Here is a 12,586-nt window from a genome sequence, read left to right as displayed (position 1 = left end):
AGCGTCGAGACCCCCTGTGGCAGACGTCTGTCACCGGGGGTCTCGACACGCAGACGGGGTCTCGACACGCAGACGGAGTGCCCACGCGCAGACCGGGTACCGGGTCAGAGCACGCGCGAGAGGAAGTCCTTCGTGCGCGGGTGCTGCGGGTTGCTGAGAACCTCGCGCGGGTCGCCCTCTTCGACGATGTGTCCACCGTCCATGAAGATGAGGCGTGACCCGACCTCGCGAGCGAAGCCCATCTCGTGCGTGACGACGAGCATCGTCATCCCCTCGTCCGCCAGCGAGCGCATGACCTGCAGCACCTCGCCGACCAGTTCGGGGTCCAGCGCCGACGTCGGCTCGTCGAAGAGCATCATGTCGGGGTTCATGCACAGGGCACGCGCGATCGCCACGCGCTGCTGCTGCCCTCCCGACAGGTGTCCTGGGAAGGCATCCGCTTTCTCGGAGAGCCCCACTCGCTCGAGCATCGCGTGTGCGACCTGCTCGGCCTCCTTCTTGGAGCGCTTCTTCACCCGCTGCTGAGCGATGGTGAGGTTGCCGAGCACATCGAGGTGCGGGAACAGGTTGAAGCTCTGGAACACCATGCCGATCCGCGTGCGCACCCGGTCGATGTCGACGTCGGGATCGGTGATGTCGATCCCCTCGATCAGCACCTTGCCGTCAGTCGGTTCCTCGAGCAGGTTCACCGAGCGCAGCAGCGTCGACTTCCCCGAGCCCGAGGGCCCGATCACGCAGACCACCTCGCCCTTGGTGACGGTGAGGTCGATGCCCTTGAGCACCTCGTTGTCGCCGAAGGATTTCACGAGCCCCTGCACGTCGATCGCGGGGGCATGGACATCGATCAGGTCGGTGATCATCGCTGCCTCGCCATCCGTCGTTCCAGCCACGCACTGAAGCGCGTGAGCGGGATCGTCACGATCAGGTACAGGATCGCCGCCATGATCAGCGGCGTTCCGTTCGCGTTCTGCGTGCTCGCGTCGCGGGCGAAGTTCGTGAGCTCCTTCGACCAGATGAAGGATCCTGCCACGAACAGGAGCGAGGTGTCCTTCAACAGCAGGACGAACTCGTTGGTCAGCGGCGGGATGATGATCCGGAAACCCTGGGGCACGACGATCCAGAAGGTCGTCTTCATCGGCGACATGCCCAGCGAACGCGCCGCCTCCGTCTGCCCCTTCGGAACCGCCTGGATACCGGCGCGGATCGTCTCGGCCATGTAGGCCGAAGCGACCAGGATCAGACCGATGAGTCCGAGGACCACCGGTCCGCCGAGCTTCGTCGCCGGCACGCCGAGCCCGATCGGGAGGATGAACGCGATCGCGAAGATCGTGAGGATCGCGGGGAGGCCGCGGAACAACTCGATCCAGCACGTCGCGATCCAGCGGAACGGACCGATTGCGGACAACTTCATCAACGCCAGCACGACGCCGAGCAGCAGACCGCCGACGAAGGCCACCGCGGTGAACCACAGGGTGTTCACGAGTGCCGTGGTGATGATGCCCGGGAGCATCTTCACCGCGACCTCGGGGTTGAAGTAGAGATTCGCGATCCGAGCCCAGTCAGTGCTGACGATCACCCAGACGGCGATCGCGATCAGCACCGCATAGACGGTGTACCGGTACAGCTTGCTTTTCGTGGTGCGCCTCAACGCCATCGTCAAGGTCCTCTCGACCGACTCGCCTGCGGACTCAGTTGGCCGTGAAGTACTGGTCGTAGATCTTCTGGTACTCGCCGCTGTCGCGGAGATCCGCCAGTGCTCCGTTCACCGCGTCGAGCAGCGCGTCCTTCTCGCCCTTCGCGAAAGCGAAGCCATACGACTCGTCGGTCTCGTAGGTCTCGACGATCTTGTAGTTCGAGTCGGCCTTCTCGTGCTCGAGGTTCACCGGCTGGTCCTGCAGGATGGCCTCGATCTGTCCGGCCTGCATGGCCGGCCACAGCTCACCGTCGGACGGATACTGCACGAGCTCTGCCTCAGGCGCGTTCTCGCCCGCATAGGCTTCGCCGGTCGTCCCCTGCTGCACGCCGACGTTCTTCCCGGCGAGGTCGTCGATGGACTCGATGCCCGAATCCGTGCGCACCAGGAGCGACTGCAGCGAGTCGTAGTAGGGGTCGGAGAAGTCGATGTTGGCCTTGCGCTCGTCGGTGATCGTCATGGCGGATGCCCCGACGTCGCACTGCCCGGCAGCGAGGGTGGTCCCGGACTGGAGCGCGTCGAAGCCCACGTCCTGTACCGAGAGCTCCAGGTCGAGCTGAGCGGCGATCGCGCCGAGCAGGTCGATGTCGAAGCCGGAATAGCCGGTCTCCGAGTTCGGGTCCTCGAACTCGAACGGCGGGTAAGGGATGTCCGAGCAGACGGTGAGCGTACCCGCCTCGATCAAGCCGTAGTCGTCGCCCGCAGCCGGCTCACCACCGCTGCCCGCGTCCGAGGATCCCGTCGCGCAGCCGGCGAGCGCGAGGGTGGCGGTCGCCGCGAGGGCGAGACCGGCGATGAGGTTACGACGAGGCATGTCGGCTCCTGTGAGTCGAGGGCGAATGTGACGCCCGGTGACGGGTAGGAGAACATCTAAACATGCGGTCGGTCGCGTGACCAATGGCATCGGCGTCGCCGCGTATCACGTTTGTGTTGCGAGACCGCCGGGAAGACGGACGAAATCGAGTTCCTCGCAACCCGCGACGGAGTGTCAGACCTCGAAGTCGACGGCGACGCGCGATGCCACGACCGAGCGGATGTACGTGACGACCTCTTCGTGCGCGGGGTGCACCTGGTACTCCTCGATCGCCTCCACCGAGTCGAAGTCCGCGACCAGCGTCACGTCCCAGTTCGCCTCCGGGTACGCCATGTTGGCTCCGGCGGAGATCGAGAGGAGCTGCGGCACCACACCCTCGAGGGCGTTCAGGCGGCGCGCGGCTTCCTTCGCCTGCTCGGCACGCACGGTGGCGTCCTCGGCGGCGAGCTTCCAGGTCACGACATGGCGGATGGTCACAGGGCTTCCTTCGACTCGGACTTCATATCGCTGCGGACGGCTGTCTCCAGCGCTTCCCGCAGACGGTCCGGCGTCACGCGCCAGTGCGCATGCAACTCGCCGTCGATCAACAGGACCGGGATCTTCTCCCACCACAGCTCGTACAGGGCGGGGTCGTCGTTGATCGACGCCTCGACGATCTCGATCTGCTCCGCCGCCGCGTCCGGCAGTTCGGCGACGACGGCGTCGATCACCTCAGAAGCCACCTCACACAGATGGCAGTCGGGCTTGCGGATCAGGGTCAGCGTGGTCACGCCGACGGCACCTCGACGGCACGTCCCTGCGAGATCCACTCACCGGTGCCACCCTCGACGTTCGTCGCGTCGTACCCGCGGGACTCCAGCGCCTCGACGACCCGCGCCGAACGGCCGCCGGCCTGGCAGATCACGTCGAACGCCTCCGACGGCAACTCCTCGAGCCGGTTGCCGATCTCGGACATCGGGATGTTGACGGCACCGGGCACGTGGCCTGCGGCGAACTCGTCCACCTCCCGGACATCGATGAGCGGGACACCGGAGCGCTCGGCGAGTTCGGTGACGGTGATCGACTTCATGACATCCTCTCGGCGGTGGAGATCTGTGGGCAGAGACACAAAGCGCCCGTCCGAAGACAGGCGCTCGTGTCTGGTCGCTTACTTCTTGTTGCGACGCTGGTGGCGAGTCTTACGAAGCAGCTTGCGGTGCTTCTTCTTCGCCATGCGCTTGCGGCGCTTCTTGATGACAGAACCCACGGAAACCTCACTAAGTCAGGGGCTGGGTGTCCCCGAAATCGGACACCCGGGTACGGGCACGGAAAAATGCCTCGGATCAGTCTAGCAAACCCGACGGCGTGCGCCGTGCGGCCTCGCGTCGACTCACCCGACGTCGGCGATGGGGCGCTGCAGCGCGTCGGCCACGGCCGACTCCGGTACGCGGTAGCTCCGCCCGAAGCGGACGGCTGGCAGTTCCCCGGCGTGCACCAGCCGATACACGGTCATCTTGGACACGCGCATGATTTCGGCGACCTCGGCCACCGTGAGGAATCGGACGTCTGGAACCTCGGGCATCCCACGTACCCCTTTCTCGATGTGCACACTCTATGGGGTAGCTGGGACACCTGTAAACCCGTGTGACTCATGTGATCAGTGGGGCATCGGCGGGATCCTCAGCCAGGAAACTCGCGCAGGCCTCCGGCACCCGCTCCCGCCGTCCAGCCGAGACATAGGCGTCGCTCGCCTTTCGCTCAGCCGCGACTGCCACTGTCAGTGCAGGACTCGCGCCGGCACCGCGCCGAGTCCTCGCGGATCTGGGGATCCGCGGATCGCCCCTGACGTCATGCCCCCCGGCCGTCAGGGGCGAGGCGTTTCCGGGCACGCCACACGAGCGGCCACACCGCGACGCGAACCGTCGATGAGGCTCAGCCGCCGAATCGCTTGAGCGCCGAGGTGACGACGTGCTTGGCGGATGCCGCGGCGCGCCCGACGACCTCGGCGGCATGTGCTGCACTGTCGGGAAGCGGGCCACCGGGGTAGTCGATGTCCGGGGCCGCGTCGCCGTACGCATCGACCAGGAACGGAACGAGCCAGTCATCGACGACTTCGAGCGGTTCGACCGCGAGGCTGTAGAACCGGCGCTGTCCGTCTTCGCGCACGGACACCAGTTCGGCATCGCGAAGAACCTTGAGGTGCTTCGAGACGGTGGGCTGGCTGATGCCGAGATCGGCGACGATCTGGCTGACACTCGTGCCGGTCTCTCCTTCGGACATGTGCCGCAGCAGGAGCTGGAGGATGTCGCGCCTCGTACCGTCTGCGATCACGTCGAAGATGTCCGTCATGTGATCAGGGTAGTCGGCTCCGGCACGGAGTACCATGACGGAGGCTCGGCTGACCGGCGCCGTGCGACCGTGGGGCGCGTCCGAGAGAGAAGATGAGGGGGCAGCGATGTCGGGCATCGTTTCGGCGTCGTCCCCAGGACAGGGTCTGTCGGGCATCGCCGGCCGTGCGAGGCAGATCCTCACCTCCTCGCCCTCCCGTTTCGCGATCGTCGTCTTCGCGCTCCTGATCCTCGTGTTCACGGTTCTCCTGTCGCTACCGATCGCGTCCGCCAGCGGCACCGTCACCCCGCTGAGCGACGCCCTCTTCACGGCCATGTCGACGATCTGCGTCACCGGCCTGTCGACCGTGGACATGGCGAACCACTGGTCGCCGTTCGGGCACGTCGTCGTCTTCCTCGGCGTGAACATCGGCGGTATCGGCGTCCTCACCCTCGCGTCCCTCATGGGGATGCTCATCTCGAAGCGCTTGGGGCTGCGGGCCAAACTGCTGGCGGCCGGCGACACGAACCCTCTGCGCGCGCACGGGGGCGTGGTGAACGAGAGCCAGACGGTGCGCCTGGGCGAGGTCGGTCAGCTGCTCACGACCGTCGCGGTATCGGCCCTCATCATCGAGGCCACGCTCGCCGTCCTGCTCTACCCCGCCCTCGTGATGGCGGAGGTCAACCCCATCGCGGCGCTCTGGGAGGCCCCGTACTTCGCGGCCATGGCCTTCACCAACACCGGTTTCGCCCCGAACGACGGCGGTGTGGCCGTGTTCGGCGACGACTACCTCGTGCTCTCTCTCCTCATGGTGGGCGTGTTCCTCGGCAGCATCGGCTTCCCCGTCATCTACTCGCTCGCCAAGCACGTCTGGCACGTCAAGCGCTGGTCACTGCACACGAAGCTCACCCTCGTCACCACCGTGCTCCTGTTCATCCTGGGTGCGGCCGTCTTCGTCGTCCTGGAGTTCGACAACCCGAAGACGTTCGGGTCGATGGATGCCGCGGACACGACGTTCCAGGCCTTCTTCCTCTCGGCGATGACCCGATCCGGCGGCTTCAGCGTGATCGACATGGACGATCTGAACGGCTCCTCCCTCCTCGCGGCCAGCATGCTGATGTTCGTCGGGGGCGGCTCGGCGTCGACGGCGGGCGGCATCAAGGTCACCACCCTGGCCGTCCTCGCGATCGCCGTGTGGTCGGAGGCGAAGGGCCGTCAGTCCGTCGAGGCCTTCGGGCGGCGCATCCCGAGCGACGTGCAACGCGTGGCCCTCAGCGTCGTCGCGTGGGGGGCGACCATCGTCGCGCTGTCGACCATCGTGATCGCCCAGCTCACCAAGGAGGAGATCAGCCACGTCCTGTTCGATGTGATCTCGGCCTTCGGCACCGTCGGGCTGTCGACGGGGCTCACCGCGGATCTGCCCGATTCAGCCTCCTACGTCATGGCCGCGACCATCTTCATGGGGCGCGTTGGTACAGTGACTCTCGCCGCGGCGGTCGCCGCGACATCGCGAACGCAGTACTACTCACTGCCCGTGGAAAGGCCGATCGTTGGTTGAAGTCCTCCGGGGCGACGCTCCCGTCCTCGTCATCGGTCTCGGCCGCTTCGGCGCCGCCTGCGCCGGAGAGCTCGACCGTCTCGACCGCGAGGTGCTCGCGATCGACGACAACCTCGAGCTCGTGCAGAAGTGGTCCGACCGCGTCACGCACACCGTGCAGGCCGACGCGAAGAACATCGATGCGCTCCGCCAGATCGGTGCGCAGGACTTCCAGGTCGCGGTCGTCGCCGTCGGCTCTTCGATCGAGGCGTCCGTGCTGATCACGGCCAACCTCGTCGACCTCAAGGTGCCGCAGATCTGGGCCAAGGCCGTGTCCCAGTCCCACGGCAAGATCCTGGCCCGTGTCGGCGCGAACCACGTCATCTACCCGGAGCGCGAGGCCGGCGAGCGCGTGGCGCACCTGGTGAGCGGACGGATGCTCGACTTCATCCGCTTCGATGACGACTTCGTGCTCGCCAAGATGTACCCGCCGAAGTTCATCCGCGGCGTCGGCTTGAACGAGTCGGGCGTCCGCTCGAAGTACAAGGTCACCGTCGTCGGGGTGAAGAGCCCCGGTAAGCCGTTCCGCTACGCCGAGGCGAACACGATCGTCACCAACCACGACCTCATCATCGTGTCGGGCACCAACAGCGACATCGAGCGTTTCGCTGCACTCGACCGCTGACGACGGGACCCACCCCGGTTCCAAGACTCCCCCTCAGGGCGGACGCGCAGACGACCCGTCCGTGGTGGGATGGAGGGCATGACCGACCACACAACGGCCCCACCCGTCCTCGCCCTCCGCGGGCTCCACAAGCAGTTCGGGCCGAAGGTCGCCGTCGACACCCTCTCCCTCGACGTGCCGGCCGGATCGATGCTCGGACTCCTCGGACCGAACGGCGCGGGCAAGACCACGACCCTCGCCATGGCGACCGGACTGTTGCGTCCGGACGCCGGGAACGCGTGGGTGCTCGGTGCGGATGTGTGGCAGAACCCCGCCGAAGCCAAGGCGCGCATGGGCGTGCTCCCCGATGGCATCCGCATGCTCGACCGGCTCTCCGGCGCAGAGCTGCTGCGGTACACGGGCCTGCTGCGGGGCATGCCTGAGGCTGACGTGGCATCGCGCACCGAAGAGCTCCTCGCCGCCCTCGGCCTCACCGATGCGCGTGATCGCCTCGTCGTGGACTACTCGGCGGGCATGCGCAAGAAGATCGGCCTCGCGTGCGCCCTGATCCATGCGCCGCGACTCCTGATCCTGGACGAGCCCCTCGAGGCGGTCGATCCTGTGTCGGGCGAGACGATCCGCCAGATCCTGCGCGCGTTCGTCGACGGCGGCGGCACGGTGGTGCTCTCCAGCCACGTGATGGAGCTCGTCGAGTCGATGTGCGACCGGGTCGCCATCGTCGCGGAGGGTCGTCTGCTCGCGCACGGCACGCTGGATGAGGTGCGCGCCGGTCTCACGCTTCAGCAGCGGTTCCTGGCCCTGGTGGGCGCACACGATCTCGGGACGGAGACACTCGCGTGGTTGCGCTCCTCGTAAGCCTGCGCTGGCGGCAGCTGGGCCACCAGCTCTCGCGCAACCCCTGGATGATCGTGACCCTGGTCCTCACTGGGATGATCGCCCTGGGCATGCTCGCGGGTCTGACGGCAGCACTCGTGGCGCTGCGCTTCGCCGCCCCCGAGGCCGCGGTCACCGTCATGGTCCTCGCCGGCACTGTGCTGGTCGTCGGGTGGTGGGTCGGGTCGATCCTGGTGAGCGGTGATGATTCGCTGGCCCCCGAGCGATTCGCTCTGCTCCCCCTCACCGCCGGAGCCCTGCTGCCCGGACTGGTCGTCGCCGGCGCGACGACCATCGGGGGCCTCGGCACGATCACGGCACTGCTGCTCATGCTCCTCGGCTGGTCGATCAGCCTTCCGGCACTGCTCAGCGCTCTGATCCTCGCACCCGTCGCCGTCGTGACGTGTGTGCTGGGCGCCCGTGTGGTGAGCGGGGTCCTCGCCGGGTGGTTGGCCCGCCGTGGCACCCGCGACCTCGTCGTGATCCTGGGGGTGCTGCTCGTCGCCTCCTCCGGCCTGCTGCTCAACCTCGGCATGGGTGCGCTGTTCCGGGTGAACGACATCGGCGGGGCGTTCACAGCCGTCACCGACATCGTCGGCTGGACGCCCATCGGCGCGGTGTTCGGCGTCTCTGCGTCGGTCGCGCAGGGCGACTACCTCTCCGCAGCACTCCGCCTGCTCATCGCCCTGGCGACGGTCATCGCCCTATGGTTCGCGGCACGGGGACTGCTCGCCGCACGCCTCGTCGCCCCGATCCAGAACAGCGGCGGAGGACGTGTACGCTCCGGTGGTCTGCTGGACCGGGTCCTGCCGGCCACTCCGACCGGCGCCATCGCCGCACGCACACTGCGATATTTCCGCCGCGACCCTCGACAGGTCGTGAACATCGTGATGATGCTGCTCCTGCCCGCGATCTTCATCGGGCTCGCGCTCATGAACGGACTGCAGGACGAGTCCGTCGGATTCGGGCCCGCACTCACGCTGATCCCGACGATCAACGCCCTCCTCACCGGCACCATCATCCAGATGGCGATCGCCTACGACAACGACGCGATCGCCGCCCACATCCTGGGCGGCGTCCGCGGCGCCCAGGATAGGGCGGGACGACTGCTCGGATTCGGGCTGATCGCCGTGCCCCTGACCCTCGTGCTGTGCGTCGCCACCTGTCTGCTCGCCGGCCGGATGGACCTGCTGCCCGGCAGCCTCGGGTCGGCGCTCGGACTGACGGCGATCTCGGCCGGCGCAGGCGCCTGGGTGGGCAGCTTCCTCCCGGGTCGCGCTCCCGCGCCCGAGGCCAACCCGCTCGGTCGCGGCTCCTCCGGTGGCGTGCAGTCGCTTCTCGCGATGATCGTCATCGGACCGATCACGCTGTTCGTCGGCGCACCCGCCCTCGGGTTCGCGATCGCGGGGATCTGGAATCCTGCGCTGGGCTGGGTCAGCCTCGCGTGCGGTGTCGTGCTCGGCGCGCTCGCCCTGTGGGGTGGGACGGTGCTCGGAGGCAGCATCCTCAACCGACGCTGGCCCGAAGTGCTCGCCGAGGTCGCCAGCGAGAGCTAGCGACCTCGTGCACCGATAGGGGGGGTGCCGATCCGCCGGGGCCCGGTTCAGGCTCCGGCGGCGAGTTCCTTCGCCCGGGCGAGTGCGGCGGCAGCGGCATCGGAGAAAGTGCGGTCGAGGTGCGCGTCCTGCAGCACCGCGACAGCCCGCTCCGTCGTCCCCTTCGGACTCGTGACGCGGCGACGCAGCTCGGCAGGGTCCTCTCCCGAGGCGTCGAGCAGTGCGGTCGCGCCGATGAACGTCTGCTCCACCATCAGCCTGGCGTCGGCATCCTCGAAGCCCATGCCGACGGCTGCCTTCGTGAACTCCTCGATCAGCAGATACACGTAGGCCGGACCCGATCCCGAGATCGTCGACAGCGCGTCGATCTGAGACTCCGGCACCTCGACGACGGCGCCGACGGTCTCGAACAGACGACGCACGAGCGACAGATCGTCCGCGGTCGCGGCGGCCCCCGCGGCGAGACCGGTGACGCCCTTGCGCACCGTCGACGGAGTGTTCGGCATCGACCGGATCACGCGGGCATCGGGACCGAGCACGTCGGCGAAGGTCTGCAGCGTGACACCGGCCGCGACACTCACCACGATCGCGTCGGCGGCGAGGTGCGGGGCGATCTCGCGCAGCAGGTCGGGCACCATCGCCGGCTTGACGCCGACCAGGACGATGCGCGCGCCCGCAGCGGCCTCGACGTTGCCGTCCGGGCGCTCCACGAGTGCGATGCTGGTGACGCCGTCGAGCCCTTCGAACGCCTCCGCCTTCTCCGCGGTGCGGTTCGTCGCGGTGATCCCGCCGTCGATCCGGATGCCCGACGCGACCACTCCGCGCAGGATCGCACCGCCCATCGAGCCGGCACCGAGGAAAGCGAGGGAAGGAAGCGAGTCAGCCATGTCGTCATCCTACGGCGGGCACTCCCCGCATCCTCCGGTGGGCGGTTCTAGACTCTTCCCATGAGTGCATCCGGAGGCAACAAGGCCATCGTCGCGGCGTTCCTGGCGAACCTGGGCATCGCGCTCGCGAAGTTCGTCGCCTGGGCGCTGTCCGGTTCCGCCTCGATGCTCGCGGAGGCCATCCACTCGGTCGCCGATTCCGGCAACCAGCTCCTGCTCATGCTCGGCGGACGCAAGGCACGTCGCGAAGCGGACCGTGCACACCCCTTCGGCTATGCCCGGGAGCGCTATGTGTACGCCTTCGTCGTGTCGATCATCCTCTTCTCCGTCGGTGGACTCTTCGCGATCTACGAGGGCGTCGAGAAGCTCACCAACCCCCACGAGCTCGACAGGACCTGGTGGTGGTTGCCGCTGGTCGTCCTCTTCATCGCGATCGGGCTCGAGTCGTTCTCGCTGCGCACCGCGGTGCGTGAGAGCAACATCGTGCGGGAGAAGGGGCAGTCGTGGGTCTCCTTCGTGCGTCGTTCGAAGGCTCCCGAACTCCCCGTCGTGCTGCTCGAAGACGTCGGTGCGCTGACCGGCCTCACGTTCGCGCTGCTCGGCGTCGGGCTCACGCTCCTCACGGGAAACCCGGTGTTCGACGCCCTCGGCACCGTGATGATCGGTGTGCTGCTGGTGCTGATCGCGATCGTGCTGGGCGTCGAGACGAAGAGCCTGCTGGTCGGCGAAGGGGCGACGGCCGCCGATCACGACCGCATCGTCGATGCCATCAACGCGGGCGACGAGATCGAGAAGATCATCCACATGAAGACTCTCTACCTCGGACCGGACGAGCTGATGGTCGCTGCGAAGATCGCCCTCAACGCCGACAAGCCGTTGCGGGAAGCCGCCGACGACATCAACGCGATCGAGGCGCGCATCCGCGAGGCCGTTCCGGTCGCGCGCATCGTCTACATCGAGCCGGACGTGTATCGCCCCGCGATCGATCCCGAGCCGTCGACCGACGTCTTCGTGCTGAAGTCCTCCGACTGAGCGCGGAGTCCGGACGGGCGGCGAGTGCTCAGCGCCGCTGCTCGAAGAAGGTGCGCAGCTGCGTCGCCACCGCGTCCGCCTGCACACCGCCGATCACCTCGGCGCGGTACGGAAGCCTCCGGTCGCGCAGGACGTCGTACATGGAGCCGGCCGCGCCCGCCTTCTCGTCCCAGGCACCGAAGACCACGCGCCCGATGCGCGCCTGCAGGATCGCCCCGGCACACATGATGCACGGCTCGAGGGTGACCACGAGAGTGTGCCCCTCGAGATTCCACGAGCCGACGGATGCCGCCGCACGACGCAAGGCCTCCACTTCGGCATGACCGGTCGGATCGTTCGTGGCCTCGCGGGTGTTTCGCCCCTCGGCGACGATGTTCCCGTCACGGTCGAGGATCACCGCTCCGACCGGGATCTCCGCCGCTGCCGCTGCCTCGTCCGCAAGCGCGAGCGCCCGCTGCATCGCGAGGTCGTCGGCGGCGGTCATGCGTCGAGCCTACGACAGCCGCACCCAGGTCACCCGGGCCCGGATGTCGTGCCGGGCTCCCTGGCGCATTACCCTGTATCCATGCGTGTTCACGTCGCCGACCACCCTCTCGTCACTCACAAGCTCTCGGTGCTGCGCGACGCGCGCACCCCGTCGCCGGTGTTCCGTCAGCTCACGGAAGAACTCGTGACCCTGCTCGCGTACGAGGCGACCCGCAATGTGAAGGTCAGCCCGATCGAGATCACCACCCCCGTGACGACGACCACGGGCGTCAAGATCTCGGAGCCGCGTCCCATCGTGGTGCCGATCCTCCGCGCCGGCCTCGGGATGCTCGAAGGTCTGGTCAAGCTGCTCCCGACCGCAGAGGTCGGGTTCCTCGGAATGGTGCGCGACGAGACGACCTTCGAGCCGACCACGTACGCCGAGCGTCTCCCCGACGACCTGAGCGACCGCCAGTGCTTCGCCATCGACCCGATGCTCGCCACCGGTGGATCGCTCGCGGCGGCGATCCAGTTCCTGTTCGACCGCGGGGCAAAGGACGTCACGGCGATCTGCCTGCTCGGCACCCCTGAAGGCGTCGCCGCGATCGAGGCGATGGCGGGCGACCGCGACGTGACCCTCGTGCTCGGCGCGCTCGACGAGCGTCTCGACGAAAAGGGCTACATCGTCCCCGGACTCGGCGACGCCGGCGATCGCCTCTACGGCACGGTCTGACCGA

General features: G+C 67.6%; 17 protein-coding genes. 6 read left to right on the top strand and 11 right to left on the bottom strand.

Annotated elements, in window-relative coordinates; genetic code table 11:
- Positions 1-104: 104 nt before the first annotated feature.
- The 9 genes from E0W80_RS06360 to E0W80_RS06320 all read right to left on the bottom strand — a co-directional run bounded on the left by E0W80_RS06360 (position 105) and on the right by E0W80_RS06320 (position 4,835).
- Entirely contained in the window at positions 105-860 is a 756-nt protein-coding gene (locus tag E0W80_RS06360; RefSeq protein ID WP_047523409.1) for an amino acid ABC transporter ATP-binding protein, read from the bottom strand.
- A complete protein-coding gene (locus E0W80_RS06355) occupies positions 857-1,654 on the bottom strand; it encodes an amino acid ABC transporter permease (RefSeq protein ID WP_131491760.1) in 798 nt (265 codons plus the stop codon). Before E0W80_RS06355 ends, E0W80_RS06360 begins: the two co-directional genes overlap by 4 nt.
- A gap of 34 nt (positions 1,655-1,688) precedes the next feature.
- Positions 1,689-2,507: a basic amino acid ABC transporter substrate-binding protein gene (locus E0W80_RS06350; protein ID WP_131491759.1), complete on the bottom strand. Its 819-nt coding sequence runs from the start codon at positions 2,505-2,507 to the stop codon at positions 1,689-1,691.
- A 174-nt stretch (positions 2,508-2,681) separates the two neighbouring features.
- Entirely contained in the window at positions 2,682-2,984 is a 303-nt protein-coding gene (locus E0W80_RS06345) for a Dabb family protein (RefSeq protein ID WP_131491758.1), read from the bottom strand.
- The gene (locus tag E0W80_RS06340) at positions 2,981-3,277 is read right to left on the bottom strand and encodes a glutaredoxin family protein (RefSeq protein ID WP_047520571.1); all 297 of its coding nucleotides are present in this window, start codon (positions 3,275-3,277) and stop codon (positions 2,981-2,983) included. Before E0W80_RS06340 ends, E0W80_RS06345 begins: the two co-directional genes overlap by 4 nt.
- Positions 3,274-3,576, bottom strand: coding sequence for a rhodanese-like domain-containing protein (locus E0W80_RS06335; protein WP_047520569.1), 303 nt, complete (start codon positions 3,574-3,576; stop codon positions 3,274-3,276). The genes E0W80_RS06340 and E0W80_RS06335 overlap by 4 nt, the downstream gene beginning before the upstream one ends.
- A 78-nt stretch (positions 3,577-3,654) precedes the next feature.
- On the bottom strand, positions 3,655-3,753 hold the full coding sequence (locus E0W80_RS06330; protein ID WP_003792170.1) for an AURKAIP1/COX24 domain-containing protein: 99 nt from the start codon (positions 3,751-3,753) through the stop codon (positions 3,655-3,657).
- 123 nt (positions 3,754-3,876) lie between these two features.
- Positions 3,877-4,068 (bottom strand): helix-turn-helix domain-containing protein, encoded by a 192-nt coding sequence (locus tag E0W80_RS06325; protein WP_047520567.1) that lies wholly within the window; start codon positions 4,066-4,068, stop codon positions 3,877-3,879.
- Positions 4,069-4,418: 350 nt separating this feature from the next.
- Positions 4,419-4,835, bottom strand: coding sequence for a metalloregulator ArsR/SmtB family transcription factor (locus E0W80_RS06320; RefSeq protein WP_131491757.1), 417 nt, complete (start codon positions 4,833-4,835; stop codon positions 4,419-4,421).
- Positions 4,836-4,941: 106 nt separating this feature from the next.
- Here E0W80_RS06320 and E0W80_RS06315 point away from each other — a divergent pair, with 106 nt between their 5' ends.
- From E0W80_RS06315 to E0W80_RS06300, 4 genes are all read left to right on the top strand, one after another.
- Positions 4,942-6,372 (top strand): potassium transporter TrkG, encoded by a 1,431-nt coding sequence (locus tag E0W80_RS06315; protein WP_047520583.1) that lies wholly within the window; start codon positions 4,942-4,944, stop codon positions 6,370-6,372.
- Positions 6,365-7,036, top strand: a complete 672-nt coding sequence (locus E0W80_RS06310) for a TrkA family potassium uptake protein (protein ID WP_047520565.1) — start codon at positions 6,365-6,367, stop codon at positions 7,034-7,036. Before E0W80_RS06315 ends, E0W80_RS06310 begins: the two co-directional genes overlap by 8 nt.
- 78 nt (positions 7,037-7,114) lie before the next feature.
- Complete coding sequence (locus E0W80_RS06305; RefSeq protein ID WP_131491756.1) at positions 7,115-7,891, top strand: ABC transporter ATP-binding protein; 777 nt, start codon at positions 7,115-7,117, stop codon at positions 7,889-7,891.
- Positions 7,873-9,465, top strand: coding sequence for a hypothetical protein (locus E0W80_RS06300; RefSeq protein WP_131491755.1), 1,593 nt, complete (start codon positions 7,873-7,875; stop codon positions 9,463-9,465). The genes E0W80_RS06305 and E0W80_RS06300 overlap by 19 nt, the downstream gene beginning before the upstream one ends.
- A gap of 47 nt (positions 9,466-9,512) precedes the next feature.
- Here the strand turns inward: E0W80_RS06300 and proC are convergent, their stop codons facing one another.
- Complete coding sequence (proC, locus tag E0W80_RS06295; protein ID WP_131491754.1) at positions 9,513-10,352, bottom strand: pyrroline-5-carboxylate reductase; 840 nt, start codon at positions 10,350-10,352, stop codon at positions 9,513-9,515.
- Between the two features lie 60 nt (positions 10,353-10,412).
- On the opposite strand from proC, the gene E0W80_RS06290 reads away from it, so the two are divergent.
- Positions 10,413-11,384, top strand: coding sequence for a cation diffusion facilitator family transporter (locus tag E0W80_RS06290; RefSeq protein ID WP_131491753.1), 972 nt, complete (start codon positions 10,413-10,415; stop codon positions 11,382-11,384).
- A 28-nt stretch (positions 11,385-11,412) separates the two neighbouring features.
- On the opposite strand, the gene tadA is transcribed toward E0W80_RS06290, so the two are convergent.
- The gene (gene tadA, locus E0W80_RS06285) at positions 11,413-11,868 is read right to left on the bottom strand and encodes a tRNA adenosine(34) deaminase TadA (RefSeq protein WP_131491752.1); all 456 of its coding nucleotides are present in this window, start codon (positions 11,866-11,868) and stop codon (positions 11,413-11,415) included.
- A gap of 81 nt (positions 11,869-11,949) precedes the next feature.
- On the opposite strand from tadA, the gene upp reads away from it, so the two are divergent.
- Positions 11,950-12,582, top strand: a complete 633-nt coding sequence (gene upp / locus E0W80_RS06280; RefSeq protein ID WP_047520553.1) for a uracil phosphoribosyltransferase — start codon at positions 11,950-11,952, stop codon at positions 12,580-12,582.
- Positions 12,583-12,586: the final 4 nt, after the last annotated feature.

Origin of the sequence: Microbacterium sp. PI-1, from assembly GCF_004337555.1 — a bacterium.
Classification (GTDB): Bacteria; Actinomycetota; Actinomycetes; order Actinomycetales; family Microbacteriaceae; genus Microbacterium; species Microbacterium aurugineum.
This window is presented reverse-complemented; position numbering and strand designations above follow the sequence as displayed.